Raw genomic sequence first — 26,624 nt, 5'->3', positions numbered from 1 at the left:
TTGCCCGCGATGAGGCCGGAGCATTCAACATTTCTGTTAACGGTTAGACCGCCATCGCGGGCAAGCCCGCTCCCACAGGATTTTCGGTCAACCGAAGAACCAGTAGCAAACCCCGATGGCCCCCAACACCCCCGCCAATTCCGCCAGCAACGCACACCCCACCGCATGCCGCGCGCGCTGTATGCCCACCGCGCCGAAGTACACCGCCAACACATAGAAGGTCGTTTCGGTACTGCCCTGGACCGTCGCCGCCACCAGCGCCGGGAAGCTGTCGACTCCGGAGGTTTTCATGGTTTCGATCAGCATCGCCCGAGCGGCGCTGCCGGAGAAGGGTTTGACCATGGCCGTTGGCAGCGCGTCGACGAAGCGGGTGTCCCAACCGGCCCATTCCACCAGATGACGAATCCCGTCCAGACCGAAATCCAGTGCCCCGGATGCTCGCAGCACACCCACGGCGCAGAGCATCGCCACCAGATACGGCAGCAGGTTCCTGGCCACGTCGAAGCCTTCTTTGGCGCCTTCGATGAACGTCTCGTAGACCTTCACTTTGCGTAATGCGCCGATCACCAGAAACAGCATGATCAGCCCGAACAGCGTCAGGTTACCGAGGATCGATGACAGGCTCGCCAGCGCGGTCGCCGAGAGCGTCGCCAGCAACGCCATGAACGCACCGAGTGCCAAGGCACCGGGAATGAAGTAGGCGAGCACCACCGGGTCCCACAGCCGAAGACGTTGCATGAACGCCACCGACAACAAGCCCACCAGGGTCGAACAGCTGGTGGCCAGCAGGATGGGCAGGAACACCAGGGTCGGATCGGGCGCGCCTTGCTGGGCGCGGTACATGAAGATTGTCACCGGCAGCAGAGTCAGGGACGAAGCGTTGAGCACCAGAAAGAGGATTTGCGCGTTGCTGGCGATGGTGTCGCTGGGGTTGAGCTCTTGCAACGCCTTCATGGCTTTGAGGCCGATCGGTGTGGCGGCGTTGTCCAGGCCCAGGCCATTGGCGGCGAAGTTGAGGGTGATCAGGCCGATGGCCGGATGCCCGGGCGGCACCTCCGGCATCAGGCGCAGGAACAGCGGCCCCAACGCCTTGGCCAGCCATTCGACGATTCCGGCTTTTTCCGCGATCCGCAAAAAACCCAACCAGAGGGTGAGGGTGCCGAACAGCAGGACCATGACTTCGACCGACAATTTGGCCATGGCGAAAATGCTCTCCACCATCGCCGCAAAGATCCCGGCGTTGCCGCCGATCAGCCATTGCGCGAGCGCCGATACGGCCGCCACGATGAAGAAGCCAAGCCACAGGCCATTAAGCATCAGTCAAATCCCCCGGAAGATGCGGCGAATGATAGCGGGGTAGCCAGAAACGACAAACCCCGGATTTCTCCGGGGTTTGTCTGTGGTCCCTGTGGGGGCTATGTGGCGAGGGGGCTTGCCCCCGTTGGGCCGCGCAGCGGACCCGCATTTGCGAGCGCTGCGCACTCGAACGGGGGCAAGCCCCCTCGCCACATAGCCATGCCCCTACAAAGGGTTATGCGTTAGTTGCTGGAAACTTCGCCAACCGGCAGCTTTTCCTTGCTGCGCCAGTGCGGCAGGGAGTTCCAGTAGCGCTCGCCCTTGGCGTCGTCGTACATACCTTCCCAACGTGCGATGACCAGCACGGCCAAGGCATTACCGATCACGTTCAGCGCGGTACGGGCCATGTCCATGATGCGGTCGACACCGGCAATGAACGCCAGGCCTTCCAATGGAATACCGACGCTGCCCAAGGTGGCCAGCAATACCACGAAGGACACGCCCGGTACGCCGGCGATGCCTTTGGAGGTGACCATCAGTGTCAGCACCAGCAGCAACTGTTGGCTGATCGACAGGTCGATGCCGTAGAGCTGGGCAATGAAGATTGCCGCGATGCTCTGGTACAGGGTCGAACCGTCGAGGTTGAAGGAGTAGCCGGTCGGCACCACGAAACTGCAAATGGCTTTCGGCGCGCCGTAGGCTTCCATCTTCTCGATCACGCGCGGCAGCACGGTTTCGGAACTGGCGGTGGAGTAGGCCAGCACCAGCTCATCCTTGAAGATGCGCATCAGCTTGATCACCGAGAAGCCGAACAGGCGAGCGATCAGGCCCAATACAACGAAGGCGAAGAAGGCAACGGCGAAGTAAACCAGAACCACCAGTTTGGCCAGCGGCAGCAAAGAGGCGAAGCCGAAGTTGGCCACGGTCACCGCGATCAATGCGAACACGCCGATCGGGGCGTAGTTCATGATCATGTGGGTGACCTTGAACATGCTTTCCGATACGCCCTGGAACATCTTCACCAGCGGCTCGCGCAGGTCCGATTGCAGGCTCGACAGACCGAGACCGAACAACACGGAGAAGAAGATGATCGGCAGCATCTCGCCGCGGGCCATGGCCGCGAAAATGTTCGACGGGATCAGGTTGAGGATGGTCTGGATGAACGCATGTTCATGCTGAACTTCGGCGGCAGTGGCCTGGTACTTGGAAATATCCACCGTCCCCAGGGTGCTCATGTCGATGCCGCTGCCCGGGTGGACCACGTTGGCCAGCACCAGACCGACCAGAATGGCGATGGTGGTGACGATCTCGAAGTAAATGATGGTCTTCAGACCGATGCGACCGAGTTTCTTCGCGTCACCCACGCCAGCAATGCCGACGATCAGCGAGGAGATCACGATCGGGATCACGATCATCTTGATCAGACGGATAAAGATATCGCCTGCCGGTTGCAGTACGTTGCTGATCCACCAGGCTTTTTCGGCACTGAAATGGTTGAGCAGTGCACCAATTGCTATCCCCAGAACCAGACCGATGAGGATCTGCCAGGCGAGGCTAAGCTTTGCCTTCTTCATATCTTTACCCTTACTTGCGTTTGACTCAGGCTGATGCATGAACTGAAACGCGCAATGGCGAACAAATCTTGCATCGGCCCCCGTATAAGGTCCCCGCGACCGAGCAATTACAGCTCTCAGGCAGCGAAAAAGGCGCAACTATTCCGATGCAGCGAAGCGCCGTCTAATGCCGTAAACGCCTACCCTATGCCGAATCGGCATGAGATTTTCCAACTGAAACCCGCGTCCCAACCGGTTTGAATACGACATTCAGGCGGGCATAAGTGCCGTGTGCCGGCCATTTCAGCGCAGGGCGAAGGTTTTTAAATAAGCGGAAATTTAGGAAAAAGCCTACGTTTGGCTGCGAATTCTCTTATCGGGAAAGTCGGAGCTTTCTCGATATACGGTCACGAAGAAACACCGCGAAACGGTTTTGCGGGGAATATGCACCAAGAACAGATGAGCCGAATGCTCTAGATCAACGTTTTGCACGTTGAAGCTCTCCGCAGGTTCGTCGAGCCGCTCCGGCCTCGACGAACTTGCGGCGCAGCTTGCCTGACCCGGCCCTTGCGCGGGTACTCCCTGTACCCGTAGGTCACTCCGACCCTGAAACAGTCAGAACGTCCCGGCCCCTTGGTCATGCGCTTACCGTCCTCGGGTAGCGCAGTGGAAAAAGGCGCTGAGGCCTCTTTCGTGTTTCGAAACTCAATAGCCGTCCGGCTCTTTTTAATGGGCTTCGCACCCAGCAGCAGGGCGGCCAATCAAATACTCATGCTTAGCCTCGACCGCGGCGGCCAAAGAAGAAGGAAGCAATGAACATCACCAGGAATACGACAAAGAGAATCTTGGCGATACCCGTGGCGGTGCCCGCGATACCACCGAAGCCCAATACTGCAGCGATGATGGCAATGATCAGGAATGTGATTGCCCAGCTCAACATGGTGATTCTCCTTACGGCTTCTATTAAAAGTGTTGCCTGTGGTGCTTATCCCGGCGCGTTGAGCGCGCCAAGTTCGTTTGCTTAAAACACCCAACGTTCCTGAGGCGTCTCATCCACAGGCCGGGCCTGGTCGACGTCCATCATTCGCATCGAGTCGCTGTCAGCCAGGTTGCTGCTGGCCGCGCTGAAATGGGTTTGGGGTGCGTGTGGAATCGACAGGTGTGGCGTCTCTGGCTGCTGGCTCTGTTCCCAGCGCAAGAACTGCTGGCCGCCAATCAGGGTGATCAACAAGGCCAGCAGGGCAAGCAAACCTTGCTGGATATGCAGTGGCGAAATACGCAATCGGGCGGCTCCTTGGCGATTCATCCTGAAGTTCCTCCCTCTGGGTAGGTTGGCGGGCAGTGATTTAAATGCCCTGATTACCCAGGTACCTGCAGCCTGCATGCCACCTTTTCCTCAGGATTAATCCCATTTGAATCAATGGGTTAAATGGCTTTTGAAAATGGGCTTGGACGCATCCTGCACGATGGCCCATTCCAGACCGTGCGTTATGCACGATGGGCTCGCCAAAACTTTCAATATTTTTGGAATTGAAGGAAGGGCGCGGATGTCAGAAAGGGACGCAGGCAATTGCCGAAGGGCGATTCATTAATAAAAAGCCAGGTAAATCAGCTGGTTATCTTGTTATGAAGTCGGTAGCCCTACTGTCTTGGCTGAAATCGGCCACAATGAATCATGCAACTTGCCCGATTTTCCGGGCCTAACCCAATTTCAACAATTAAAGGAGCGTAGGAACATGGAATCAGCCACTGAGCATCAAGGCCGCATTCTGCTGGTGGACGACGAGTCCGCCATCCTTCGAACCTTTCGCTATTGCCTCGAAGATGAAGGCTATAGCGTGGCTACGGCGACCAGCGCGGCTCAGGCTGAAGCCTTGTTGCAGCGCCAGGTTTTTGATTTGTGCTTCCTGGATTTGCGTCTGGGCGAAGATAACGGCCTGGATGTGCTGGCCCAGATGCGCATCCAGGCGCCCTGGATGCGGGTGGTGATCGTCACTGCTCATTCGGCCGTGGACACTGCCGTGGATGCGATTCAGGCCGGTGCCGCCGACTATCTGGTCAAACCTTGCAGCCCTGATCAGTTGCGTCTGGCCACTGCCAAACAGCTGGAAGTACGGCAACTCTCGGCGCGCCTGGAAGCCCTCGAAGGTGAAGTGCGTAAACCCAAGGAGGGCCTGGATTCCCACAGTCCGGCGATGAAAGTGGTGCTCGAAACCGCACGCCAGGTCGCCAGTACCGATGCCAATATCCTGATTCTGGGCGAGTCCGGTACCGGTAAAGGCGAACTGTCGCGGGCCATTCACGGCTGGAGCAAACGCCAGAAGAAATCCTGCGTCACCATCAATTGCCCGTCCCTGACTGCCGAATTGATGGACAGCGAGCTTTTCGGCCACAGCCGCGGGGCGTTCACCGGAGCCAGCGAAAGTACCTTGGGGCGGGTCAATCAGGCCGACGGCGGAACATTGTTTCTCGATGAGATAGGCGATTTTCCCCTGACCTTGCAGCCAAAATTGCTGCGTTTCATTCAGGACAAGGAATATGAGCGCGTGGGCGACCCGGTGACCCGTCGCGCCGATGTGCGGATCCTCGCCGCCACGAACCTCAATCTGGAAGACATGGTTCGCGATGGTCGCTTTCGTGAAGACTTGCTCTATCGTCTGAACGTCATCACCTTGCACCTGCCGCCGCTTCGCGAGCGCAGGGAAGATATTTTGAACCTGGCTGATCGCTTTCTGGCGCGCTTCGTCAAGGAATACTCGCGTCCAGCCCGGTGTTTCAGCGACGAGGCGCGCGAAGCGCTGCTCAGCTATCGCTGGCCGGGCAACATTCGCGAGCTGCGCAACGTGGTGGAGCGCGCGAGCATTATTTGTCCGCAGGAGCGGGTAGAGCTCAGCCACTTGGGTATGGCCGAAACTGCGACCAACCACACGCCGCGCATTGGTGCTGCGCTGAGCCTGGATGAATTGGAGAAAGCTCACATTGGCGCGGTTCTCGCCACTGCCGACACGCTGGATCAGGCGGCCAAAACCTTGGGTATCGATGCCTCGACCCTGTACCGCAAACGCAAGCAGTACAACTTGTGAGTGGTAACCGATGAAACTGGCGATGACGTTGCGCACCCGGCTGTTTCTGAGTATTTCCGCACTGATTACTGTGGCACTGCTGGGGCTCTTGCTCGGGCTGGTCAGCGTGATGCAGATGGCAGGGACTCAGGAAGCCCTGATCCGTGACAACTTCATCACGCTGGACCTGGGATTGAAGCTGCGTCAGACCCTGGGTGATCAATTGATCATCATGCTCGACGAGCACCCGGATGCTGCGGCGTTCGAGGCATCCAAGCAGCATTCCCTTGAACTGTTCGACGAAGGCATTGCTCGCCAACCGTCCAGAAGGGGGGGCCAATACGGTTTCAAAAAGGCCAAGGCTGATTATCAGGACCTGCTGCAGTCCCTCGATCTTTCCAGTGCTCCCATACAAGTCGTCAGTGGTGACGTGGGTCTCACGGAAAAATTCAACGCGTTGCGTAACGGTTTGATTGCTGAACAAAAACGCACACTGGATGACATCGCTGAGATCGAACGCAAGGCCCGGAAACGAGCACTGTTGATTGCCGGCCTGCTTGGGTTGGTGGGGGTGGCGGTGCTGTTCATCGGCTTCATTACCGCTCATGCGATCGCCCGGCGGTTCGGGGCTCCGATCGAGGCCTTGGCCGCAGCAGCTGACAATATCGGCCAAGGTAATTTTGAAGTGACCCTGCCGATTTCTTCGGCGGTGGAGATGAACCAACTGACCCGGCGTTTCGGCATCATGGCCGAGGCCTTGCGTGAGCACCAGGCTACCAATATCGACGAACTGCTCGCCGGCCAGCAACGCTTGCAAGCGGTGCTCGACAGCATCGACGACGGTTTGCTGATCATCGATCGCCAAGGTCATCTCGAGCACCTCAATCCGGTGGCTCAGCGTCAGTTAGGCTGGAACACTGATCGTCTCGGCCAAGGTTTGGGCACGGCGCTTGAGCGTCCCGAGCTGGATGAAGAACTGCAACTGGTATTGCGCGGTGGCACCCTGGAACGAGCGCCGGACGACCTGAGCATCGAGGTCGATGGCGAGTCGCGATTGCTGACCTATAGCCTGACGCCGGTCAGCCATACCCAGGGTCATATTCTCGGCGCCGTGATGGTGTTGCATGACGTCACCGAACAGCGTGCCTTCGAACGGGTACGCAGTGAATTCGTCTTGCGCGCCTCCCATGAGTTGCGCACACCGGTTACCGGGATGCACATGGCATTCGGCTTGTTCCGCGAACGCACGCATTTTGCCGCAGACTCCCGCGAAGCTGACCTGCTGGACACCGTCAACGAAGAAATGCAGCGCCTGATGCAGTTGATCAATGACTTGCTGAATTTCTCTCGTTATCAGAACGGCCTGCAAAAACTCACCCTGGCCCCTTGTTCCATCGAAGACTTGCTGGATCAGGCCCAGACACGTTTTGCCCGCTCGGCGCAGGAAAAAGGAATCGAGCTGCTGGTGGAAGTGCAGGGGCCATTGCCGCGCTTGCAAGCCGATCAGGCGCAACTGGAACGGGTGCTCGACAACCTGATCGACAACGCCTTGCGCCATACCTCCCACGACGGACAGATACGTTTGCAGGCCCGGCGCCATGGTGAACGGATGATTATCAGTGTCGAGGACAACGGCGAAGGCATTGCCTACGGCCAACAGGGACGGATCTTCGAGCCCTTCGTTCAGGTGGGTCGCAAAAAGGGCGGTGCCGGGCTGGGTCTGGCGCTGTGCAAGGAAATCGTGCAGTTGCACGGCGGGCGGATGGGTGTCTATTCGCGGCCGGGGCAGGGGACGCAGTTCTACATGGCGCTGGCAATATAAACCGGTGTCCTCTCAGGCTTCGTCGTCCTGGCGTCGTGCAGTCAGTCGGCGGCCACGGGTAATCAGTTCAATGAACTGTACGGCGCTCAGGGCGTGGGCGAACAGCCAGCCCTGACCGAATTTCACTCCTTCGCTGCTCAGAAACACCGCTTGGGCTTCATGTTCGATGCCTTCGGCAATCACCTTGAGTTGCAGGGCCTGAGCCATGCGAATGATGTGCGGTGCCACGCCGCTGCTGGCGGCGTCATGGCCCAGCGCGTCGATAAACGCCTTGTCGATTTTCAGGCAGTCCACCGGTAGGGTTTGCAGGTAGGCGAGGCTGCAATAACCGGTACCAAAATCGTCGATCAGCACTTGATGCCCGACATCCCGCAGGGCTTGCAGGTTTTCCCTGGCCACCATCACGTCCACCAATCCACGCTCGGTCACTTCAAAGGCAATTTGCCTGGCCGCCACCCGGTGCATGCTCAGCAGACGCGCTATCACCTGACCGATACGCGGCACCATGACATCGCAGGCCGCCAGGTTGACCGAGATATATAGCTGCGGATTTGACCGCAACAGCTGCCCGAGCTGTTCCAATAGGCGCTGTAACACGAAGTCGGTCATCTGACGAATCTGGCCGGTATTCTCCGCCATCGGAATGAACAGGTCGGGACTGGTCAGCGTGCCGTCCGGCCTGCGCCAGCGCAGCAGGGCTTCAGCGCCGACGCAGTTGCGGCTGTCGAGGTCGAAGATCGGTTGATACAGAACCTGTAACTCACCTCGCCGCATGGCGCCTTGCAGTTCGGCATCCAGCGATTGACGCTGGCGTACCAGCAAAAACACCAGAATGCCTACGCAGGCACTCAGCGCCAGGCTAGCCGGCAGTAGCCACCACCATACCGCCGGTACATGCATTGCGGTACGTGGGGTGATCAGTACCAGCTGGTATTCGCGGGTGTTAGTGGGCATTCGGTAAATCAGGCGGGTAGGGGTGACTTGCAGCGCATGGGGGCTTTTCGGGGGCCAGGGCTCCGCAGGGGGCCAAGGCTGCGCGACACCGAGCACCGGAATGGCCCGGGTGCCGTGGTCGAGCACCACCAACAGGCTGCTGCCCGCAGACAGATCGACCATATCGGTCAAATGCCCGCGCGACGTTGCAACCCGGAAATTGCCACGACCAAGCATCAGTGCGGCGCGGTTCTCATCGGGTTCGGTGGTGGTGTTCAGCCAATAGCTGTAAGTGGGGCCCTTGATGTCCGGCGGCCGGATCAGCGATACCCCTTCCTGGCGGGGGCGGTTGGAGCAGGTTCGCGAAGTGTCCATATAAACGGCTTCATAAACGAAGCGGTAATTGAAGCTGACCTGCTGCAGGGTGGCGATCATTTCGTCATCGCAACCTCGCAGCGGTTGGGCTTCCAGGTCATCGAGGCTTTCGCGCAATTGCCCGAACAGCTGCTCCAGCCGGACCAGAAAGCGTTCTCCCTGGGCATTCATTTCCCGGCTTTCGTTTTGCTCGACCTGATGCATTGCCACGAACAAACTGCCGACCGTTAAAAGTGTTGCGCTCAAGGCAGTAGCCAGCATCGCCAAAAACCAGGGGCGATAGAACCAGCTATGCAGTCTCTCCCGAGCAGCAGGCATCATGGAATATCCGAAGAATTACCAATGAGTTATAGCTGCTGATTTGGAAAAAGCGCTGACCGTCGGGCGGGCGTCATTATTTTGTCTGATTCAACACCTGAAGAATCGCCGCGGTCTGGGCGTCCGGTGTGCCGTCGAAACGGGAAGGGCGAAAATGCAGCTGGAAGGCCGCCAGCACATTGCGTGTCGCGACATCCAGTTCGCCGGTTTGCGGCGTGGCATAGCCTACGCGGGCAAGCTGTGCCTGGAACCAACTGATGCTGGGTAATTGCACGGTGAACTGCGCTTGCTGCCGCGCCACAGCCTGCTCGTTCGGCCATATTCCCAGGCCTTCGGCAGCCAGGCGCTTCCAGGGAAACAGAGGGCCGGGGTCGAGTTTGCGCATCGGGGCGATGTCGCTATGGCCAATGATATGGCGGGGGTTGATGCCTTGGCGCTTGCTGATGTCTTTGAGCAGGAAAATCATCGATTGGATCTGGGCTTCGCTGTAGGGATACCAAAGACGCCCGTTCGGGGTGTCCTCAAAGCCCTGATTGACGATCTCGATACCAATGGAACTGGAGTTCAGCCAGGTCCGGCCTTGCCATTCGCTTTCGCCTGCGTGCCAGGCCCGGAAATTTTCATCTATCAGCTTATAAATAGTGGCGCGTTTGTCGTCGCCAATCAGGTAATGACTGCTGACCTCGCCCTGGGTCAGCAATTGAAGCGAGGTTTCCAGGGATGCGGAGGTGTAATGCATCACCACGAATTGAATACGATTATCGTAATTGGCTGAACGGTGGCTGGTATCGATTCGGGGGCCGCTGGCACAACCAGCCAATAGAAGCAGCGAAGTAATAAGGGCAAGAAATTTCATGGTGGGGGGCAGTACACGCAAGACAATAATGCAACAGTGTAACGGTATTGCCTTGCGCGCAGATCGCAAAAAATACTGTTTTAAACAAAATGGAACAATTAGCTATCAGCCCGCTTCAACTCGATTCCGGCCATTGTTTTTCGCCCTATACAGCGCCTGATCGGCTCTTTTAAGTACCAGATCGCTATGTTCGCCCGGTCTGAAGGCGGTCAGCCCCATGGAAATAGTGATGGTGACTCGCTCGCCCTTGAAGTGGAACGGGCAGGCTTCGATCGATGCGCGCAAGGTTTCCAGCAGTTTCGCGCCGACCATAGGCAGTGTGGCGGGCATCAATAGCACAAACTCCTCACCGCCAAACCGGGCAATGAAATCAGTGCCACGCAGACGCTTGCTCAGCACGTTGGCGATGATTTTCAGTACCTTGTCGCCCGCTAGATGACCATAGTTATCGTTGATGCGTTTGAAGTGGTCGAGGTCGAGCATTGCCAGCAACAACGTATTGCCCTGTTGTTGCCATTGACCGATTTCATGCTCCAGGCGTTCGCTCCAGGCTGCTCGATTCGGTAGACCCGTCAATGGATCGATCAGCGCCTTCTGACGCTGTTCTTCAAGATGCTCACGGTAACCCAGGGCTTCCTGCTCCATGTGGGCAACCCTTTCGGCCAGGCTTTGCAGGCGGGCCGCGACTTCCTGCTCACGCTCATCGCGTTGCTTCTGGTGTTGGTCCATGGTGCCGAGCAGGCCTTCGAGATGGTTTTCCAGCACATGCTTGAGATCATCGAGGTCCGCCGCTTCCTGCATGCTGCTTTGCAAGCCATCGACTTGCTCACGAATCTGCGTGTCCATATCCCGCGCGGCCGAGCGGTTGTCGGCGTGGCCTTCACTCGCGGCTTGCAGGTTGCTCTGGAATGACTCGAGGCGTTCGTTGAGTTGCTTCAGATAGGCTTCGAATTCGTGCTGGCCGCTGTCGGTAATTGCCAGCATCAAGGTAGCCAGGTCATCGAGGATGGGTAGCAATTCGTACCAGTTCAAGCCATTTTGAAGACGATCGCGCATTGCCTCGGCTTGCGGGCGATGGCGCTCAGGCAGCGCCAGGTCATCGAGAAGGCCCAGCAGGGTGTCTTCGATATGTTTGGCAACAGAGCTATAGGACGGCTCCGGCGAGTCCGGCAGGGCATACAAAATATCGTGCGCGGACGGCTCTGGATCGATGGGCCCCGCACAGAGCTCATCGGGATTGCCTGCCGACAGAATCTGAGTGGCCGGCAGGGCGATCGCCGGAACCGGCTCTTGTGGTTGCTCGAGATCGGCTCGGGGTTGTAGCTGCGGGACCGGGCTGCTCGTGGTTTGCGGCTCAAGGACCGGCGGCTCGAATGCGACGACTTCAGCCGCAGGTGCCATGGCTGCTGGCGCCTCAATTTGTGCTGGCTCGGTGAGCGCAGCGGCGGATGTCGTGGCTGCGACGGTTGGCAATACCCCTTTTGGTTTATCGGCGGCTGGCGCGAGATGAACCGTCGTTTGTGGGGGCTTGATCGGCGAGGCTCCAACCGCTTCGACGAGTTTCGGAGCGGGTATTGGCGATTCGGGGAGGATGAGCGGTGGTGCGGTCTCTTCCGTTTCCCGACTGAACAACCGTTGCAGAAAACCCGGGCGATCAGGTTCGGCAGGGTTTTCCAGCAGGTTCAAGGCTTTGCCTTGCAGGCCACTCAGCTCGCTAAGTAGCAACGGGATTTCGCGAGCCTGGCTTACCCGTCCATCCAGTTGCTTGGCGAAATGCTTCAGTGGCCGGCTCACTTCCCGGGGCAGCGGTAACGCTTGCAACTGCGAGACCAGCGCTGTCAGGGCGGCGCTGACTTGATTGGCCCGGGTTTCCCGGCGCTGCTCGGAGTCGAGCACGGCTTTTTCCAGGCGCGGCAGCAGGGCAGCCAGGCCGGCGTCCATGTCATCGGTGCGTACGACCTCACGCATTTCCTTCATGCATTGATCAACGGCGCGATCGGTACCTTCTGCGGCAAGGGTGCTGCGCACCAGCCCACGACGCAGCAGATCAAGCCGGGCGTCCCATCGACGTTCCAGTTTTTCTTGTTGTTCGATGCTTTTGAGGTATTTCTCTTTCCAGCGCTGTGCTTCATCGCTCATTCAGGCAGGACTCAACGCGGGCAATGCATCGGCCGTGAGCGAACCCGGCAGACGAATCTCTACCGCGACCGGCAGGTGATCGGAAATGGGCTGTGCCAGCACTTCGACCTTTTCAAGGGTCAGGGTAGGGCTGAGCAGAATATGGTCCAGGCAACGTTGCGGGCGCCAGCTGGGAAAGGTCGCTTCCAGTTGCGGCGCGAGCAGGCCCAGATCACGTAACGGGGAATTTTGCAGCAAGTCGCTGGCATGGGTATTCATGTCACCCATCAGCACCTGGTGTTTATAACCGCCAATCAACTCACGGATGTAGGCCAGTTGCAGGCTGCGGGCTCGAGCGCCCAGCGCCAGATGCATCATCACCACCACGAGCGCCTCCGGACCTTCGCCGAAGCGCACCAGAATGGCCCCGCGACCTTTGGGCCCCGGCAGCGGATGATCTTCAATCGCCCACGGGCGCAGGCGGCTGAGCACGCCATTGCTGTGCTGGCCGAGATGACCGAGGTTGCGATTGAGTTGTTGATACCAGTAGGGGAAGGCGCCGAGCTGCGCCAGGTGTTCGACCTGATTGACGTAGCCTGATCGCAGGCTGCCGCCATCGGCTTCCTGCAAGGCGACCAGATCGAAGTCGCCCAGCAGATTGCCGATTTTTTGCAGATTGTCGGCGCGCCCATTGTGCGGCAACAGATGCTGCCAGCCTCGGGTCAGATAGTGCCGATAGCGCTCGGTACTGATACCGACCTGGATATTGAAACTGAGCAGACGCAGACGGCTGTCCACGGGCAACCCCGTCGATTCCAGGTGATGCTCATTGACCTGCGGATCATGCAGGCCAACGATGCGTTCAGTTCCCCAGCGGCGCATGGCAGGTGCCGCGCTTAGTTGGCGACAGCCTTGGTTGCCGCTCGCTCTTTGGCGACCAGTTGGTCGGCCAGTTGCAGCGCTTGTTCGGCACCGCCGGCAGAGCCGATGTCAAAGCGGTACTTGCCGTTGACAACCATGGTCGGCACGCCAGAGATTTCATATTTCTTTGCAAGTTCTTTGGCTTTGTTGATCTGGCCCTTGATGGCGAAGGAATCGAAGGTGGCCAGGAACTTGTCCTTGTCTACACCTTGGGTCGCCAGGAAGTCGGCCATGTCTTCTTTGTCGGTAAGTTTTTTGCGTTCTTTCTGAATCGCTTCAAAAACTGCTGCGTGAACCTTGCTTTCGACGCCCATGGCTTCAAGTGTCAGGAACATCTGGCCGTGTGCGTCCCAAGGGCCGCCAAACATGGCCGGAATGCGTACGAAGTTCACATCGGCAGGCAGTTTTTCAACCCATGGGTTAATAACGGGTTCGAAGTCATAGCAATGCGGACAGCCATACCAGAACAGCTCCACGACTTCGATCTTGCCAGGCACGGCCACCGGGACCGGGTTGCTCAATTCGACATAGGGCGCTACAGGTTTTTCGGCGGCTTGGGCGGTCATGCCGAACAGGCTGGCAGCGACGAGCGCGGCGCTGATGATCAGATTACGCATGCTTTACTCCTGGACAATTGGGTCGCCTCGCGCAACCTGTTTTCAGACAGATCCTGGCGGGCTTGAGTTTGTAGTGTAACGGCAGCGGCCACAAAAAAGGGCGGCCTAAGCCACCCTTTTTATGTTTGCATCGACGGATTAATCGAGTGTTAACGTTGCAAGAGGCCTGTACCTCTCACAACGCTCCATCACAGGCCTTAGTGCAAGCCTTGAATATAGCTGGAGACTGCCGCGATTTCTTCGTCGCTCAGCTTTTTAGCGATGCTCTGCATCGGTTTGGTATCGCCGTCGTTGGTGCGGCCGCCTTCTTCCTTGCGGAAATCAGTCAGTTGCTTGACGACGTACTGAGCATGCTGCCCACCCAGATGCGGGAAGCCCGCAGCCGCGTTGCCCTTGCCGTCCGGAGAATGGCAGCCGGTGCAGGCTGGCAGGCCCTTGTCCAGGTTGCCGCCTCGGAACAACGCTTCACCGCGCGCCACGAGTTTCGGATCGGCGGCACCGATGCTGCCTTTCTGGCTGGCGAAGTAGGCGGAGATATCGGCCAGGTCCTGATCGCTCAGGTTGGTCAGCAGGCCGGTCATTTCCAGCACTGTGCGCTTGCCGGACTTGATGTCGTGCAGCTGTTTGTTCAGGTAACGCTCGCCCTGGCCTGCCAGTTTCGGAAAGTTAGGCGCCATGCTATTGCCATCCGGGCCGTGGCAAGCACCGCATACGGCGGCTTTCGCCTGGCCGGCGGCAGCATCACCAGCAGCATGGGCAATGCCGGAGATCCCCACGGTCAACAGCAGACTCACGATCAGTTTGTTCATCAGCTAATCCAACTACGGCTAAGGGTTGAAGAGTTATGGACCGGGTTTACTCGCTCATCCAGTGGATGATGGCTCGGTAATCCTCGGCACTGCAGTCCATGCACAAACCACGCGGCGGCATCGCCTTGAAACCCTGGGTCACGTGTTGCACCAGCGTCTCCATACCTTTCGCCAACCTCGGCGTCCAAGCTTCCTGATCGCCCTTGCGGGGCGCCATGGGTAGTTGGCCGGAATGACAGGCACCACAAACACGGTTGTACACAGCTTCCGGATCCTGTGTAGCCTGAGCGCTGTAAAGCGGCATCAAGACACCGGCAGCTAGCAGCCATTTCGTCATAAAACGACCTTTTCAGGGTTGAGAGCGTGCTGCGTTCTAATGCGCAATCAAGGTTAATCGCTCTCGTGAACTTCATCCTACGCTGGGACAAAGCGCACACAAAATCTGCGGCATTATATACTGGCGTCACTGAAACGGAAACGACACTGCTTGCCGCGTCCATTCCCGGCGCCGCCCACATCGGAAATCCCATGCAACTCAAGAACCCCATCCTCGGTCTGTGCCAACAGTCCACCTTCATGCTCAGCGCCGCCAAAGTCGATCAATGCCCCGACGACGAAGGCTTTGAAGTGGCCTTCGCCGGGCGTTCCAACGCCGGCAAGTCCAGCGCATTGAACACCCTGACACACGCTAGCCTGGCGCGGACCTCGAAAACGCCGGGTCGCACGCAGCTGTTGAACTTCTTCAAGCTAGACGATGAACGCCGTCTGGTCGACCTGCCGGGTTACGGTTACGCGAAAGTGCCGATCCCGTTGAAGCAGCACTGGCAGCGTCACCTGGAAGCCTATCTGGGCGGTCGCGAAAGTTTGAAAGGGTTGATTCTGATGATGGACATCCGTCATCCAATGACCGATTTCGACCTGTTGATGCTCGATTGGGCTGTCGCCAGCGGCATGCCGATGCATATTTTGCTGACCAAGGCAGACAAGCTGACCTACGGCGCGGCGAAAAATGCGCTGCTCAAGGTTCAGGCGCAAATCCGTAAGGGCTGGGGCGATACGATCACAATCCAGCTGTTTTCGGCACCCAAACGCATGGGGCTGGAAGACGCCTACACTGTACTGGCGGGCTGGATGGAATTGGCGGACAAGGGCAGCGAGGCTGCCGAGTAAAGCTGTCGAGATGAAAAGCCAGGCAAAAAAAACCCCGGACTTCATATGGGGAGGGAGAAGTTCCGGGGTTCAAGTTCCGGACCGCTAGGGCGGGGTCCAGATATCTGCCAACACTTAACACAACATAGGAGCATCGAAGGGCTTCACCAGCCATTCAGTATCTCTGAGTGGCGGTTCACGGATTTAGTTCAGACTATTTTCAAAAACCATTGGAAATAATCGAGATCATTTTCCGCACTAAAGCCCTTGGTTATTTTGTGCTGCGGCATAAGGCCGCAGCAGTGACATCGTTGCAGGCAACTCAGTGCGCCTCATCCCAGTTATTGCCTACGCCCACCTCCACCAAAAGCGGTACATCCAGTTGGGCGGCGCTGCTCATGTGCAGGCGAATGTCCTCGCGCACCTGGTCGATCAGGTCCTCACGCACCTCAAGCACCAGTTCATCGTGCACCTGCAAGATGACTTTGGCGTCCAGGCCTGACGATGTCAGCCACTGGTCCACCGCTACCATGGCTTTCTTGATGATGTCCGCCGCGGTGCCTTGCATCGGGGCGTTGATTGCCGTGCGTTCGGCTGCTTTGCGCAAGGCCTGGTTTTTCGAATTGATTTCCGGCAGGTACAGACGACGACCGAAGATGGTTTCGACGAAACCTTGCTCCGCGGCCTGGGTACGAGTGCGCTCCATGTATTGCAGCACGCCGGGATAACGGGCGAAGTAACGGTCGATGTAGGCTTGGGATTGTTTGCGGTCAACGCCGATCTGCTTGGCCAGGCCAAACGCGCTCATGCCGTAGATCAGACCGAAGTTGATGGCTTTCGCGCTACGACGTTGATCGTTGGTGACGGCGTCCAGTTCGACGCCAAACACCTCTGCGGCCGTGGCGCGGTGTACATCGAGGTTGTTGCGGAAGGCATGCAGCAAGCCTTCGTCCTTGGCCAGATGCGCCATGATCCGCAGTTCGATTTGCGAATAGTCCGCGGCCAGCAGCTTGTAGCCTTTCGGGGCGACGAACGCCTGACGAATGCGGCGACCTTCGGCGGTGCGAATCGGAATGTTCTGCAAGTTCGGATCGATCGATGACAAACGTCCGGTGGCGGCAACGGCTTGCTGGTAAGACGTATGAATGCGCCCGGTGCGAGTGTTGATCTGCTCTGGCAAACGGTCGGTGTAGGTGCTTTTGAGCTTGCTCAGCGAGCGGTACTGCATCAGCACCTTGGGCAGCGGGTAGTCCTGTTCGGCCAGCTCGGCCAGCACCGCTTCGGCAGTCGAGGCCTGGCCTTTGGCGGTTTTGCTGAGTACAGGCAAACCGAGCTTTTCGTAGAGGATCACACCCAATTGTTTGGGCGAACCGAGGTTGAATTCTTCGCCGGCGATGGCGAACGCTTCACGCTCAAGGGCGACCAGTTTCTCGCCCAGCTCGACGCTCTGGACGCCCAACAGGTTGGCATCCACGAGCGCGCCCTGGCGTTCGATTCGAGCCAGAACCGGCATCAGCGGCATTTCAATCTCGTTGAGCACTTTGCCCAGGGTTGGCGTTGCCGCCAGTTTTTCCTGCAATGCCAGGTGCAAACGGAAGGTGACGTCGGCATCTTCGGCAGCATAGGGGCCTGCCAATTCAAGAGAGATCTGGTCGAAAGTCAGCTGTTTGACGCCTTTGCCCGCGATCCCTTGAATGTCGCTCTTGCTTTGACCCAGGTACTTGAGCGCCAGGCTGTCCATGTCGTGGCGGGTGGCCGTCGAGTCGAGGACGTAAGACTCGAGCATGGTGTCGTAGGCAATGCCCTGGACAATAATCCCGTTGCTTTGATCGCCACCGATGGCGCAGTTGGCGAGAATGTTGGTTTCGAACTTGGCGTGTTGGCCGACTTTCAGCTTATTCGGGTTTTCCAGCAGCGGCTTCAACGCCAACAGTACGGTATCGCGGTCCAGTTGCTCCGGCACGCCCATGTAGGAATGGGTCAGCGGAATGTAGGCCGCTTCGTTGGCTGCGACGGAAAACGACAGGCCCACCAATTGTGCATGCTGGGCATCGCTGCCGTTGGTTTCGGTGACGAAGGCAATCAACGGCGCCTTGTCGAGCTTGTCCAGCCAGGCCTCGAAGTGCTTCTGGTCAAGGATGGTTTCGTACTTCGCTTCGGCGGCGCCTGGCTGTTCCTGGATGGCCTCGACAATGTCCTGGCCTGCGCGCTTGGCATCGCGCTGGTTCTCTTCGAACCAGCTCTTGAATTCCAGCAGGGAATACAGCTCGGCGAGTTTGTCGTGATCCGGTGCCCCCATATGCAGGTCATCGAGGCCGAAGTCCAGCGGTACGTCGATCTTGATGGTTGCCAAGCGATAAGAAAGAAAGGCCATTTCCTTATGTTCTTCAAGCTTGGCCGGCAGCGTCTTGGCGCCACGAATCGGCAGGGTCGGGACGATGTCGAGCTGCGCATAGAGCTCGGTCAGACCACCGTTCACGCCGACCAGTAGGCCGGAAGCGGTTTTCGGGCCAATACCCGGAACGCCTGGAATGTTGTCGGACGAATCGCCCATCAGCGCCAGATAATCGATGATCTGCTCGGGAGCGACGCCGAATTTCTCCTTCACGCCCTCAACGTCCAGTGTGCTACCGGTCATCGTATTGACCAAGGTAATGTGGCCGTCGACCAACTGCGCCATGTCCTTGTCGCCCGTGGAGATAATCACCGGACGGTCAGCCGCTGCACTGCTGCGGGCCAGGGTGCCGATCACATCGTCCGCTTCGACGTTGTCCACGCACAGCAATGGAAAGCCCAAGGCCTTGACGCTGGCGTGCAAGGGCTCGATCTGGACCCGCATGTCATCAGGCATGCTTGGGCGATTGGCTTTGTACTCGGCGAACATCGCGTCGCGGAACGTCCCGCCCTTGGCATCGAACACCACGGCGAACGGGCTGTCCGGGTACTGCTTGCGCAGACTCTTGAGCATGTTCAAGACGCCTTTGACCGCACCGGTCGGCAGGCCTTTGGACGTGGTCAGCGGTGGCAGCGCATGAAAGGCGCGGTATAGATAAGAAGAACCGTCCACCAGGACGAGGGGGGCTTGGCTCATGAGCAGGATCAACCTTTTCGGCGGGTCCGGCGCTAGAATAGCGGGACCGTTGACGACAAAGGGACAAGGTTATCATGCGCACACTAAATCGCTTGTTGCTGGCTGGCTTGTTTGCAATCACTCCATTGGCTGTCATGGCGGCGGACGATGCGCCTTCGGCAGACCCGGATGTAACCATTCGCACGGAAGGCGATAAAACCATTCAGGAGTATCGGCAAAACGGTTTTTTGTATGCCATCAAGGTGACCCCGAAAGTCGGCAAACCGTATTTCCTGGTGCGCGCTGATGGCTCCGACGGTAACTTCATCCGCTCGGATCAGCCGGATATGCTGATTCCGTCGTGGAAAATATTCGAGTGGTAAACCGCTCCTAACTTCAATCGGCGCCGGCAGTCGCGGCGCCCGTACTGGCAGTTTTAACCATGTCTGTGTTCACTCCCCTGGCTCGGCCCGAGCTGGAAACTTTTCTCGCCCCTTACGGGCTCGGCCGCCTGCTTGATTTCCAGGGGATTGCCGCCGGTAGCGAAAACACCAATTTCTTTATCAGCCTGGAGCAGGGCGAGTTTGTCTTGACCCTGGTCGAGCGCGGCCCGGTGCAGGAGATGCCGTTTTTCATCGAGTTGCTCGATGTACTGCACGACGCCAACCTGCCGGTGCCTTATGCCCTGCGCACCACCGACGGCGTCGCCTTGCGCGAACTCGCCGGTAAACCCGCGCTGTTGCAGCCCCGTCTGGCGGGCAAGCACATCAAGGATGCCAACGCCCAGCATTGCGCTCAGGTCGGTGAGCTGCTGGCGCATCTGCACCTGGCGACCCAGGCCAACATGATCAAACGCAAAACCGATCGCGGCCTGGACTGGATGCTGGAAGAGGGCACGCAGTTGCTTTCGCACCTGAATGCCGAGCAAAGCGATTTGCTGCAACGGGCACTGGATGAAATCACACTGCAGAAGACGAAAATTCTGGCGCTGCCGCGGGCTAACATCCACGCGGACCTGTTCCGTGATAACGCGATGTTCGAAGGCACTCACCTGACCGGGTTGATCGACTTCTACAATGCCTGTTCCGGGCCGATGCTCTATGACGTGGCGATTGCCCTGAACGATTGGTGTTCGGACGAGCAAGGGCAGCTTGATGGCGCTCGGGCGCGGGCATTGCTGGGCGCTTATGCTGCGCTAAGACCGTTTACCGCAGCCGAAGCCGAGCTATGGCCGACCATGCTGCGCGTGGCGTGCGTACGGTTCTGGTTGTCGCGGTTGATCGCCGCGGAGTCGTTTGCCGGGCAGGACGTGTTGATTCACGATCCGATGGAATTTCAGTTGCGCCTGGCACAACGGCAGAAGGTCCACACACCGCTGCCTTTCGCCCTTTAAATTGTGGTGAGGGGGCTTGCCCCCCGTTGGAGCGCGTAGCGCTCCCCCCAGCAATTTATTGAATGGCCCATTTGGGGCTGCTTCGCAGCCCGACGGGGGCAAGCCCCCTCGCCACAGTTCTGCGGGACGATTACAGCGACTCCAAACACCCCGCCAAATCATTCCCCAGCTTTTCCAGCAACTGCTCATACCCTTGTGCGGTCGCTGGGGTGTAGCCGCCCAGTGCATCCAGCTCCGCCAGTTTCACCGGCAGCCCGGCCACCAGGGTTTCTGCCAGACGCGGGCGCAGCGGTGGTTCGCTGAACACGCAGGTCTTGCCGACTTCCTGCAACCGCGTGCGCATCGCCGCGACGTGCTGGGCGCCGGGTTGTACTTCGGCTGCGACACTGAATACACCAGTATGCTTGAGGCCGTAAGCTTCTTCGAAGTAGTCGAAGGCTTCGTGAAACACGAAATAAGGTTTGCCCGCGATACCCGCCAGACGAGCCTTCAGGCGCAGGTCCAAAGCATCCAGACGCTCATTGAATGCCTTGAGGTTGCTCTGGTAGCGCGTTGCGTTGGCCGGATCGGCGGCACTCAGATCGGCAGCCATTCTGGTAGCGATCACGCGGGCGTTGATCGATGACAACCACAAATGCGCATCCAGGTTGCCGGGGCGATGATCGTGATCATGCTCGTCGGCTTCTTCAGCATGGGAGTCGTTATCTTCGGCGAAATGTCGCAGTTTCAGACCAGGCAAGTGCTGCACTGCAACGCTGGGCAGCGTACGACCTTTCAGCACGCGAGGCAGGAAACCTTCCATGTCGGGGCCGATCCAGTACAGCAGATCCACCGATTGCACTTTCCGTACGTCGGAAGGGCGCAAGGCGTAGTTATGGGGCGAGGCGCCGGGCGGCAGCAAGGCTTCCGGAACCGCTATGCCGTCCTGTACTGCCGCGGCTATCAGCTGCAGAGGCTTGACGCTGGTGAGGACTTTGACCTCGGCTTGAGCTGAGCCGATCAGCAGAAAAGTTGCGACAAATGCGACAAAGATAGAAAAAAGTCGGGACACGATGACCACTCGAAGAGGCGAGAACGGGTAACATAATAACGTCTCTCACAAAACTCGTCGCCGCTCATGCCTAAAACACCGATTGCCAGCCGTCCCCACGACCACTCTCATTGTGTGCATAGCGCATTGTCTGAGGCCGATGTCTTGTGCGCACGTCAGGGACTGCGTCTGACTGCTTTGCGCCGGCGAGTGCTGGAACTGGTATGGCAAAGCCACAAACCGTTGGGTGCCTATGACATTCTGGCGGTGCTCAGCGAGCAGGACGGACGTCGCGCGGCGCCTCCTACCGTCTACCGCGCGCTGGATTTCCTGCTGGAAAACGGCTTGGTCCATCGCATCTCCTCGTTGAACGCCTTTGTCGGCTGCAATCACCCGGAACACGCCCACCAAGGGCAGTTCCTGATTTGCCGCGAATGCCACGCCGCCATCGAACTCGAACAGAAATCCATCAGCGACGCGATTATCGAAAGCGCCAAAGATGTCGGATTTATCGTCGAAGCCCAGACCGTTGAAGTGATCGGTCTCTGCTCGGGTTGCCAGGGGGCTTGATGAGCAACGCGCTGATTCGACTCGAGCAGGTAGCGGTCACCTTCGCCGGGCAAAACGTGCTGGACAACATCGAGCTGAGTGTCGAACCGGGGCAGATCGTGACCTTGATCGGCCCCAATGGTGCCGGCAAAACCACACTGGTGCGCGCGGTGCTCGGCCTGTTGAAGCCGGACAGCGGCAGCGTCTGGCGCAAGCCAAAGCTGCGCGTCGGCTACATGCCGCAAAAACTCCATGTCGACTCGACCCTGCCGCTGTCGGTGCTGCGCTTCTTGCGTCTGGTGCCGGGCGTGGACCGGGCTCGAGCGTTGGCCGCCCTCAAGGAAGTCGGTGCCGAACAGGTCATCGACAGCCCGGTGCAAAGTGTTTCCGGTGGCGAAATGCAGCGGGTGCTGCTGGCGCGGGCATTGTTGCGCGAGCCGGAATTGCTGGTGCTCGATGAACCGGTGCAAGGCGTCGATGTGGCCGGTCAAGCCGAGCTCTACAGCCTCATCACGCGCTTGCGTGACCGTCATGGTTGTGGCGTTTTGATGGTTTCTCACGATTTGCATCTGGTGATGAGCACTACCGACCAAGTGGTGTGCCTGAACCGCCACGTCTGCTGTTCCGGGCATCCCGAGCAGGTCAGCGGCGATCCGGCATTCGTCGAGCTGTTCGGAAAAAACGCCCAAAGCCTGGCGATTTATCATCACCATCACGACCACGCCCACGACCTGCATGGCTCGGTGGTCAGCGCGGTCCCGTCCACTCACGTTCATGGAGATAGCTGCAAGCATGGCTGATTTTCTGCTCTTTGCCCTGCTTGCAGGTCTGGCCCTGGCGCTGGTCGCGGGGCCGTTGGGTTCGTTCGTGGTCTGGCGGCGCATGGCCTATTTCGGCGACACCCTGTCCCACGCGGCGCTACTCGGCGTGGCGCTGGGTTTTCTGCTGGATGTCAGCCCGACCGTTGCCGTCACGGTAGGCTGTTTGTTGCTGGCAGTATTGCTGGTGACGTTGCAGCAACGGCAGCCTCTGGCATCTGACACGCTTTTGGGAATTCTCGCACCCAGCACGCTTTCTCTTGGCCTGGTGGTACTAAGCTTCATGCATGAAGTGCGGATCGACCTGATGGCCTATCTGTTCGGCGACTTGTTGGCGATCAGTGCGACCGATCTGGCGTGGATTCTCGGCGGTAGCGCGGCGGTGCTGGTCTTGCTGGTCACGCTGTGGCGGCCTTTGCTGGCGATTACGGTGCACGAAGAACTGGCCAAAGTCGAAGGTTTGCCAGTAACGGGGTTGCGCCTGGCGTTGATGTTGCTGATCGCGGTGGTGATTGCGGTGGCGATGAAAATCGTCGGCGTGTTGTTGATTACTTCGTTACTGATTATTCCGGCGGCTGCGGCACAACGTCACGCCCGCTCGCCGGAGCAGATGGCACTGGGCGCGAGCCTGCTGGGCATGCTCGCGGTGTGTGGCGGGCTGGCGTTGTCCTGGTTCAAGGACACCCCGGCCGGCCCGTCGATTGTGGTGACGGCCGCCGCGCTGTTTCTGCTGAGTTTTGTCCTGCCCCGTCGAGGGGTGTAGACTTGCTCGTTTTTTGCGCAAATAGAGAGTCGCAGGAATGAAGCCGTTCGCCTCCCGTTATCTGCTCCTTGTCGCGTTTTCGCTGTTACTGGGTGCTTGCCAAAGCACGCCACCGGCGGCCACCGAGGCCCCCGATGCGCGAGCCTCGGCGATCGCACAGCTGGAACAAAGCCTGGCCAGCAGCGAACTGGCCACCGCCGAAGGACAATTGGCGGCTTTGCAGGCCGAGTCGCCCAACGATCAATCCCTCGAGCAATACCAGCGGCAACTGGCCGAAGCTTATTTGCTACGTAGCCAGATCGTGCTGCAAAAAGGTGATGTGAATGCAGCGGCCACGGCGCTGAGCCGTGCCCGGGTATTGATGCCCAAGGCCCCGGCGCTGACCGGTGGCGTCAACAGCGCCATTGTTCATGCGCGCAAGGCTGAACTGGATAAAGCCGAAGCCGCTCTCAAGGCTGCCGAAGCCAAACCTCAGGCCAAAGTCATCGACCCGACGGCTGAAAGTACTACGGTGGCGTTGAACCTCACCGATATGAGCAAGCTTCGTCGGCAACTGGATGCCATCGCCGCCGATGTGGTGAATTATCAGTGCGAGGTGAGCATTCAGGCGCCACGCACTCAGGATTACCCATGGCTGGCCACATTGCTGACCAAACGGGTGAAGAAACTGGATTCGGAGTTTGATCTGAAGTTGCAGAAGCAGATCTTGCGCCACATTCCCGCGCAGATGGTGTTGAGTCCGCGCAAGCCTTAAAAGCTTCGCGGGCAAGCCTCGCTTCTACAGGTTGGTATCGTTTCCATAATCAACGAACGGCACTAAACCTGTAGGAGCAAGGCTTGCCCGCGAAGGCGTCCTACTATTCGATACAAATCCTTTAAGCCGGAACCGCCTTGGCCTTAGGCTCCCTCTCCCAAATCCGATGCTGCCCGATCGCGGCAAAAAACGCCTCGAACAGCTTGGCATCGTTACCCACGATGACCCCCGCATCCACTTCCAGCTTCAACACATCCAACAACTGCCTGGCCTCGCCCTGCAGCGCAATCGCTTTCAAGTGCTTATAGGCTTCCAGCAGGTAATGCAGCGCTACACCATCCGTGCTCAGTGCCTTGATCGACGCCGCGCCACCCGGCACGAACACGGCGTCGAACGCTACAGAAGGCAGCCCTTCCATCGACGCATCCACCGGCAGCGCTTTGCCATTGGCGGTTGTCACGGGAGCCGAGGTCGGACCGAGCAATTTGGCGTGTGCGCCTTTGGCCATCAGAGCCCTCTTCATCCCATCAATCGCCGCGCCATCCACCCCGTTGGCCGCCAGAATGGCCACTTTTCGGGTTTTGATATCCCCTGACAGCAGATTGGCCTGGCTCAGGGCGGGGGACTGGTCGAGTGACATCTTGCGCACCTCGACCGTTCCGGCGTTCGGTACTGGCAAGCCCAGGTTCTGCGCCACACGTTTGGCCAATTCCAGATCAATATTGGCCAGGATCTCATTCACCTGCCGCGCGCGAATAAATTCGCGTTCGACTTTGCCCAGCTCGAAGCTGTAGGCCGCGATGATGTGTTCCTGCTCGTGCTTGCTCATGCTGTGAAAAAACAACCGCGCCTGAGAGAAGTGGTCGGCGAACGACTCGCTGCGCTGACGGATTTTCGCCGCCTCGACGCGTTCTGGATAAGTCTCGAAGCCGCCGTTCTGCGCGGCCGGTGGGGATTCTTTGGGCCAGCCGCTGTCGATGGAGTTTGGCTCGTAGGAAGCGCGTCCCTTGTCGATGGTGTTGCGATGTTGGGCATCCCGTTGACCGTTATGGAACGGTGCCACCGGGCGGTTGATCGGGATTTCATGAAAATTTGGCCCACCCAGTCGGCTGATCTGCGTATCGGTGTAGGAAAACAACCGGCCTTGCAGCAACGGGTCATTGGAGAAATCGATCCCCGGCACGATATGCCCCGGGCAGAAGGCAACCTGCTCGGTCTCGGCGAAGAAGTTGTCCGGGTTACGGTTGAGCACCATCTTGCCCAGCGCAGTGATCGGCACGATTTCTTCGGGAATGATCTTGGTGGGGTCGAGCAGGTCGAAATCGAAGTCATGTTCTTTTTCCTCCTCGATAACCTGTACGCCCAGTTCCCATTCCGGGTAGTCCCCTATTTCGATGGACTCCCAGAGGTCGCGACGGTGGAAATCAGTGTCTTTACCGGCGAGCTTCTGCGCCTCGTCCCACACCAGCGAGCAAGTGCCGGCAGCGGGGTGCCAGTGGAATTTGACGAAGCGCATCTTGCCTTCGGCATTGATCATGCGAAACGTGTGCACGCCGAAGCCCTGCATGGTGCGCAGGCTTTTGGGAATCGCCCGGTCGGACATGGTCCACAACACCATGTGCGCGGATTCCGGCACCAGAGAAACAAAGTCCCAGAACGTATCGTGGGCCGAACCTCCGGTAGGAATATCGTTGTGGGGTTCGGGTTTTACAGCATGTACGAAGTCAGGAAACTTGACCGCATCCTGAATGAAAAACACCGGTATATTGTTGCCCACCAGATCGAAGTTGCCCTCCTCGGTAAAAAACTTCACCGCGAAACCTCGTACGTCCCGTACGGTATCGCCTGACCCACGCGGACCCTGCACCGTGGAAAATCGCACAAACACTGGCGTTTTTTGGTTGGGGTCTTGCAGGAACCCGGCCTTGGTCAGCGAGGAATGGGCTTCGTATGGCTGGAAGTAACCGTGGGCACCGGTTCCGCGGGCATGGACGATGCGCTCGGGAATGCGCTCATGGTCAAAATGCGTGATCTTTTCACGCATGATGAAGTCTTCCAGCAATGAAGGTCCGCGAGCGCCGGCCTTTAACGTGTTCTGATTGTCTGCGACCTTCACACCCTGGTTGGTGCGCAAGGCCTGTTCGGTGGCATCGGAGCGAAATTTTTCCAGGCTGTCGAGCTTGGCATTGGTGTTACTGCGGTCCAGGGTAGCGGTCCCGGCGAGTGCGCTTTTGGGGGCGGCAGGCTTTTTAGTACTCATCAGACGTAAACTCCTCGTTGCGATTCCCGTCGTGGCCAAGGCTTATGAGCCATTGCGCAGACACGGCATCCAGGCATTCTCGAGTTGCTTAATCAGTGACCGATGGCATGTTGGCGCCGTTCCTTTTTTCTGACCTTTGATCGCGTTATTGCCAAATC

At 58.5% G+C, this 26,624-nt stretch carries 23 protein-coding genes; 9 read left to right on the top strand and 14 right to left on the bottom strand.

The annotated features are described in order from the left end of the window. Positions 1-87: 87 nt before the first annotated feature. The 4 genes from FHW68_RS12005 to FHW68_RS11990 all read right to left on the bottom strand — a co-directional run bounded on the left by FHW68_RS12005 (position 88) and on the right by FHW68_RS11990 (position 4,155). Positions 88-1,317 carry a nucleoside recognition domain-containing protein gene (locus FHW68_RS12005; RefSeq protein WP_095632729.1) on the bottom strand — a complete coding sequence of 410 codons (1,230 nt, stop codon included), beginning with the start codon at positions 1,315-1,317 and terminating at the stop codon, positions 88-90. A gap of 221 nt (positions 1,318-1,538) precedes the next feature. After that, positions 1,539-2,870 carry a glutamate/aspartate:proton symporter GltP gene (gene gltP / locus FHW68_RS12000; RefSeq protein ID WP_095632728.1) on the bottom strand — a complete coding sequence of 444 codons (1,332 nt, stop codon included), beginning with the start codon at positions 2,868-2,870 and terminating at the stop codon, positions 1,539-1,541. 754 nt (positions 2,871-3,624) lie between these two features. Further along, positions 3,625-3,789: a DUF1328 domain-containing protein gene (locus FHW68_RS11995; RefSeq protein ID WP_003177151.1), complete on the bottom strand. Its 165-nt coding sequence runs from the start codon at positions 3,787-3,789 to the stop codon at positions 3,625-3,627. Between the two features lie 81 nt (positions 3,790-3,870). After that, positions 3,871-4,155 (bottom strand): hypothetical protein, encoded by a 285-nt coding sequence (locus FHW68_RS11990; protein WP_095632727.1) that lies wholly within the window; start codon positions 4,153-4,155, stop codon positions 3,871-3,873. Between the two features lie 430 nt (positions 4,156-4,585). Here FHW68_RS11990 and algB point away from each other — a divergent pair, with 430 nt between their 5' ends. Continuing rightward, positions 4,586-5,932 (top strand): sigma-54-dependent response regulator transcription factor AlgB, encoded by a 1,347-nt coding sequence (gene algB / locus FHW68_RS11985; RefSeq protein ID WP_095632726.1) that lies wholly within the window; start codon positions 4,586-4,588, stop codon positions 5,930-5,932. Positions 5,933-5,942: 10 nt separating this feature from the next. Continuing rightward, positions 5,943-7,733, top strand: a complete 1,791-nt coding sequence (locus tag FHW68_RS11980; protein ID WP_183680531.1) for an ATP-binding protein — start codon at positions 5,943-5,945, stop codon at positions 7,731-7,733. A gap of 12 nt (positions 7,734-7,745) precedes the next feature. Here the strand turns inward: FHW68_RS11980 and FHW68_RS11975 are convergent, their stop codons facing one another. The 7 genes from FHW68_RS11975 to FHW68_RS11945 all read right to left on the bottom strand — a co-directional run bounded on the left by FHW68_RS11975 (position 7,746) and on the right by FHW68_RS11945 (position 15,017). Then, positions 7,746-9,362, bottom strand: a complete 1,617-nt coding sequence (locus FHW68_RS11975) for an EAL domain-containing protein (protein WP_095632724.1) — start codon at positions 9,360-9,362, stop codon at positions 7,746-7,748. Between the two features lie 73 nt (positions 9,363-9,435). After that, a complete protein-coding gene (locus FHW68_RS11970; protein WP_095632723.1) occupies positions 9,436-10,215 on the bottom strand; it encodes an N-acetylmuramoyl-L-alanine amidase in 780 nt (259 codons plus the stop codon). Positions 10,216-10,320: 105 nt separating this feature from the next. After that, the gene (locus FHW68_RS11965; RefSeq protein WP_183680529.1) at positions 10,321-12,354 is read right to left on the bottom strand and encodes a GGDEF domain-containing protein; all 2,034 of its coding nucleotides are present in this window, start codon (positions 12,352-12,354) and stop codon (positions 10,321-10,323) included. Continuing rightward, entirely contained in the window at positions 12,355-13,215 is an 861-nt protein-coding gene (locus tag FHW68_RS11960) for an endonuclease/exonuclease/phosphatase family protein (protein ID WP_095632721.1), read from the bottom strand. A gap of 14 nt (positions 13,216-13,229) precedes the next feature. Then, positions 13,230-13,871, bottom strand: a complete 642-nt coding sequence (gene dsbA, locus FHW68_RS11955) for a thiol:disulfide interchange protein DsbA (protein ID WP_095632720.1) — start codon at positions 13,869-13,871, stop codon at positions 13,230-13,232. A 197-nt stretch (positions 13,872-14,068) separates the two neighbouring features. Next, positions 14,069-14,680, bottom strand: coding sequence for a cytochrome c (locus tag FHW68_RS11950; protein ID WP_095632719.1), 612 nt, complete (start codon positions 14,678-14,680; stop codon positions 14,069-14,071). Between the two features lie 46 nt (positions 14,681-14,726). Then, on the bottom strand, positions 14,727-15,017 hold the full coding sequence (locus FHW68_RS11945) for a cytochrome c5 family protein (protein ID WP_038980343.1): 291 nt from the start codon (positions 15,015-15,017) through the stop codon (positions 14,727-14,729). Between the two features lie 191 nt (positions 15,018-15,208). On the opposite strand from FHW68_RS11945, the gene yihA reads away from it, so the two are divergent. Continuing rightward, entirely contained in the window at positions 15,209-15,850 is a 642-nt protein-coding gene (gene yihA, locus FHW68_RS11940; RefSeq protein ID WP_095632718.1) for a ribosome biogenesis GTP-binding protein YihA/YsxC, read from the top strand. A gap of 301 nt (positions 15,851-16,151) precedes the next feature. On the opposite strand, the gene polA is transcribed toward yihA, so the two are convergent. Then, complete coding sequence (gene polA, locus FHW68_RS11935; protein ID WP_183680527.1) at positions 16,152-18,920, bottom strand: DNA polymerase I; 2,769 nt, start codon at positions 18,918-18,920, stop codon at positions 16,152-16,154. 74 nt (positions 18,921-18,994) lie between these two features. Between polA and FHW68_RS11930 the strand changes: the two genes are divergently transcribed. Next, on the top strand, positions 18,995-19,282 hold the full coding sequence (locus FHW68_RS11930) for a DUF2782 domain-containing protein (protein ID WP_008076254.1): 288 nt from the start codon (positions 18,995-18,997) through the stop codon (positions 19,280-19,282). 59 nt (positions 19,283-19,341) lie between these two features. Continuing rightward, positions 19,342-20,292, top strand: a complete 951-nt coding sequence (locus FHW68_RS11925; RefSeq protein WP_095632716.1) for a homoserine kinase — start codon at positions 19,342-19,344, stop codon at positions 20,290-20,292. Between the two features lie 130 nt (positions 20,293-20,422). Here FHW68_RS11925 and FHW68_RS11920 read toward each other — a convergent pair whose 3' ends face one another. Beyond that, positions 20,423-21,343 carry a metal ABC transporter solute-binding protein, Zn/Mn family gene (locus FHW68_RS11920; RefSeq protein ID WP_183680525.1) on the bottom strand — a complete coding sequence of 307 codons (921 nt, stop codon included), beginning with the start codon at positions 21,341-21,343 and terminating at the stop codon, positions 20,423-20,425. 66 nt (positions 21,344-21,409) lie between these two features. Here FHW68_RS11920 and zur point away from each other — a divergent pair, with 66 nt between their 5' ends. From zur to FHW68_RS11900, 4 genes are read left to right on the top strand one after another with little or no spacing between them, the layout of a single operon-like run. Then, positions 21,410-21,892, top strand: coding sequence for a zinc uptake transcriptional repressor Zur (zur, locus tag FHW68_RS11915; protein ID WP_095632715.1), 483 nt, complete (start codon positions 21,410-21,412; stop codon positions 21,890-21,892). Continuing rightward, on the top strand, positions 21,892-22,671 hold the full coding sequence (gene znuC / locus FHW68_RS11910) for a zinc ABC transporter ATP-binding protein ZnuC (RefSeq protein WP_095632714.1): 780 nt from the start codon (positions 21,892-21,894) through the stop codon (positions 22,669-22,671). Before zur ends, znuC begins: the two co-directional genes overlap by 1 nt. Further along, complete coding sequence (znuB, locus tag FHW68_RS11905) at positions 22,664-23,452, top strand: zinc ABC transporter permease subunit ZnuB (RefSeq protein ID WP_095632713.1); 789 nt, start codon at positions 22,664-22,666, stop codon at positions 23,450-23,452. Before znuC ends, znuB begins: the two co-directional genes overlap by 8 nt. 37 nt (positions 23,453-23,489) lie before the next feature. Continuing rightward, on the top strand, positions 23,490-24,206 hold the full coding sequence (locus FHW68_RS11900; RefSeq protein ID WP_095632712.1) for a PA5502 family lipoprotein: 717 nt from the start codon (positions 23,490-23,492) through the stop codon (positions 24,204-24,206). A 121-nt stretch (positions 24,207-24,327) separates the two neighbouring features. On the opposite strand, the gene katE is transcribed toward FHW68_RS11900, so the two are convergent. Then, entirely contained in the window at positions 24,328-26,466 is a 2,139-nt protein-coding gene (katE, locus tag FHW68_RS11895) for a catalase HPII (RefSeq protein WP_183680523.1), read from the bottom strand. Positions 26,467-26,624 lie beyond the last annotated feature (158 nt).

Origin of the sequence: Pseudomonas sp. Tn43, from assembly GCF_014192635.1 — a bacterium.
Lineage (GTDB): Bacteria > Pseudomonadota > Gammaproteobacteria > Pseudomonadales > Pseudomonadaceae > Aquipseudomonas.
Note: the sequence above shows the minus strand (reverse complement) of the source record. Positions and strands in the feature narration are given on the sequence as shown.

Coding starts and splice junctions, on each gene's coding strand:
- FHW68_RS12005 (WP_095632729.1), bottom strand. CDS start 1,317: ATGCTTAATGGCCTGTGGCTTGGCTTCTTCATCGTGGCGGCCGTATCG.
- gltP (WP_095632728.1), bottom strand. CDS start 2,870: ATGAAGAAGGCAAAGCTTAGCCTCGCCTGGCAGATCCTCATCGGTCTG.
- FHW68_RS11995 (WP_003177151.1), bottom strand. CDS start 3,789: ATGTTGAGCTGGGCAATCACATTCCTGATCATTGCCATCATCGCTGCA.
- FHW68_RS11990 (WP_095632727.1), bottom strand. CDS start 4,155: ATGAATCGCCAAGGAGCCGCCCGATTGCGTATTTCGCCACTGCATATC.
- algB (WP_095632726.1), top strand. CDS start 4,586: ATGGAATCAGCCACTGAGCATCAAGGCCGCATTCTGCTGGTGGACGAC.
- FHW68_RS11980 (WP_183680531.1), top strand. CDS start 5,943: ATGAAACTGGCGATGACGTTGCGCACCCGGCTGTTTCTGAGTATTTCC.
- FHW68_RS11975 (WP_095632724.1), bottom strand. CDS start 9,362: ATGATGCCTGCTGCTCGGGAGAGACTGCATAGCTGGTTCTATCGCCCC.
- FHW68_RS11970 (WP_095632723.1), bottom strand. CDS start 10,215: ATGAAATTTCTTGCCCTTATTACTTCGCTGCTTCTATTGGCTGGTTGT.
- FHW68_RS11965 (WP_183680529.1), bottom strand. CDS start 12,354: ATGAGCGATGAAGCACAGCGCTGGAAAGAGAAATACCTCAAAAGCATC.
- FHW68_RS11960 (WP_095632721.1), bottom strand. CDS start 13,215: ATGCGCCGCTGGGGAACTGAACGCATCGTTGGCCTGCATGATCCGCAG.
- dsbA (WP_095632720.1), bottom strand. CDS start 13,871: ATGCGTAATCTGATCATCAGCGCCGCGCTCGTCGCTGCCAGCCTGTTC.
- FHW68_RS11950 (WP_095632719.1), bottom strand. CDS start 14,680: ATGAACAAACTGATCGTGAGTCTGCTGTTGACCGTGGGGATCTCCGGC.
- FHW68_RS11945 (WP_038980343.1), bottom strand. CDS start 15,017: ATGACGAAATGGCTGCTAGCTGCCGGTGTCTTGATGCCGCTTTACAGC.
- yihA (WP_095632718.1), top strand. CDS start 15,209: ATGCAACTCAAGAACCCCATCCTCGGTCTGTGCCAACAGTCCACCTTC.
- polA (WP_183680527.1), bottom strand. CDS start 18,920: ATGAGCCAAGCCCCCCTCGTCCTGGTGGACGGTTCTTCTTATCTATAC.
- FHW68_RS11930 (WP_008076254.1), top strand. CDS start 18,995: ATGCGCACACTAAATCGCTTGTTGCTGGCTGGCTTGTTTGCAATCACT.
- FHW68_RS11925 (WP_095632716.1), top strand. CDS start 19,342: ATGTCTGTGTTCACTCCCCTGGCTCGGCCCGAGCTGGAAACTTTTCTC.
- zur (WP_095632715.1), top strand. CDS start 21,410: ATGCCTAAAACACCGATTGCCAGCCGTCCCCACGACCACTCTCATTGT.
- znuC (WP_095632714.1), top strand. CDS start 21,892: ATGAGCAACGCGCTGATTCGACTCGAGCAGGTAGCGGTCACCTTCGCC.
- znuB (WP_095632713.1), top strand. CDS start 22,664: ATGGCTGATTTTCTGCTCTTTGCCCTGCTTGCAGGTCTGGCCCTGGCG.
- FHW68_RS11900 (WP_095632712.1), top strand. CDS start 23,490: ATGAAGCCGTTCGCCTCCCGTTATCTGCTCCTTGTCGCGTTTTCGCTG.
- katE (WP_183680523.1), bottom strand. CDS start 26,466: ATGAGTACTAAAAAGCCTGCCGCCCCCAAAAGCGCACTCGCCGGGACC.